The sequence below is a fragment of the Micromonospora rosaria genome (assembly GCF_001567585.1).
Classification (GTDB): Bacteria; Actinomycetota; Actinomycetes; order Mycobacteriales; family Micromonosporaceae; genus Micromonospora; species Micromonospora rosaria.
The window spans coordinates 1-1,721 of record NZ_LRQV01000288.1 but is presented as its reverse complement, the minus strand read 5'-3'; the positions used below and the strand labels follow the sequence as shown (position 1 = coordinate 1,721).

Annotated in this window: 2 protein-coding genes; both read right to left on the bottom strand. The window is 75.6% G+C overall.

The window, feature by feature from the left end; all coding sequences use genetic code 11:
* Nucleotides 1-95: 95 nt before the first annotated feature.
* Entirely contained in the window at nt 96-1,394 is a 1,299-nt protein-coding gene (locus tag AWW66_RS32060) for a DUF2314 domain-containing protein (RefSeq protein ID WP_067374565.1), read from the bottom strand.
* A gap of 65 nt (nt 1,395-1,459) precedes the next feature.
* A partial coding sequence (locus AWW66_RS32055; RefSeq protein ID WP_211272173.1) for an adenosylcobinamide-GDP ribazoletransferase occupies nt 1,460-1,721 on the bottom strand: 262 nt, incomplete at its 5' end.

The following is a 1,721-nucleotide window of genomic DNA, read 5'->3' as shown; positions in this document are numbered from 1 at the left end:
TGACGGCATGGCGGAGCGGGTCCAGTGCCGTCAACTCCATGATCAACGCGCGCGGGAGGAGGGTGGGGGAGGGCGGCGGGGTGGGGGGCGGGGGGTTAGGGGGTGGTGGGGGGTTGGGGTTGGCCGGCGTCGAGGACGGCCTGGGTCCAGCCGCCCTCCAGGACGCCGGTGGCGCCGAGCAGCGCCCAGTCGACCACGTCGGCGGTCGCCACCACGACCGGGGCGCCGATCCGGACCGCCGGATCGGCGGCGGCGTCGCTGGCGCTGGCGCCGGTGATCCGCTCGGGATCGTCCCACGCGGTCACCCCGGCCCAGACGTACTCGGGGCCGTCGGCGCCGGGCAGGGCGTACTTGACCACCAACTGCGTCTCGGCGGGCAGCGCGCCGGAGAGGAACCGGGCGCGCACCTCGTCCAGCCGGGACCGGGCGGTGGACACCGCCGTCGACATCGCGTCCCCCGGTCGGGTGTAGCGCACGTCCGGCTGGATGCCGGTGAACAGGGTGGCGCAGGCGGCGGCGAAGTACCGGCCGTCGGTGCCCGGGTGCCCCAGCGGCGGGCGGAGACTGAGGAACGAGTCGGCCTCCGGGTCGGTGGCCGGGTCCAGTTCCAGGCGCAGCAGCACCGGCGCGGTGGCCCCGTGCTGCTCCGGGTTGCCGTACGCCACCGCGATGTCGTGCCCGGTCACCGTGGCGAGCACCGGCAACGGGACGAACGCCGGCACCTCCTCGCCGGTCAGCCCGTCGGCCCAGTCCCGCAGCAGCCGCCGGGCCGCCCCGGTCATCACCGCGCCCCAGGCCCGGGTGAGGTGGTCGGGCACCCCCTGGGTCTGCAACTCCAGCAGCCCGAAGCGGCGCAGGCCCTTGGTGGTGAACCACAGCCCCTCGGCGTCGGAGGAGTACGGCACGAGGATCCAGTCGACCAGCCGGATCCGGCCCCGCTCGTCGGGCAACGACCGCAGCGCGGTCGCCGGGTCGAGGAACTGCAACCCGAACACGTCGACCACGTCCCCGTCGGCGGACTCGGCGACTGCCGCGGCCACCGCGCGGGCCGCCCACTCGTGGGCCGGCGGCCACCCCGGCCGGTACTGCGCCTGCACCACCACCACGTGGCTGGCGGCGGCCAGCCGGTCGAGCTGCGCCTCGGTGGCGCCGAACGCGGTGAGCAGGTCCGGTGGCAGTTCGGGGAACTCGCCGATCGGCCGGGTCTCCACCGACATCAGCGGGCTGTCCAGCATCTGCCGGGCCAGCCCGTACACCGGCTCGGCCAGCCGGTCGGCCAGCGCCGCCACCGCCGTCTTCGTCCCGACGCGCGGCAGCCCGGCCATCGGCACCAGGTAGGTCGCGGTGAGCGACTCCGGCACCGGTACCGGCAGGAAGTCGTCCGTGATGAGCATGTCGTCCCCGATCCTGACGCACCGGTGCTGTCGATCCGAAACGCTACCCGGCCGGCGGGAGCGGCTCAGCCGGACAGCAGCAGTCCCAGGTAGACCAGCGTGGTGGTGATCTCCACGATGGCACCGAGCACGTCGCCGGTGATCCCACCGAGGCGGCGTACCACGTGGCGCAGCAGCGCCACCACGACGGCGAGCGCGACGGCGACGGCGAGCGGCCCCTGCCACGGCCGGTCCGGCACGGCGGCGACCGCCACCACCGCGACGGCGACCGCGCCGGCGGCCAGCGCCAGCGGGCCGATCGTCCCCGCGACCAGCGCGCCCAGCCCC

Coding starts and splice junctions, on each gene's coding strand:
- AWW66_RS32060 (WP_067374565.1), bottom strand. CDS start 1,394: ATGCTCATCACGGACGACTTCCTGCCGGTACCGGTGCCGGAGTCGCTC.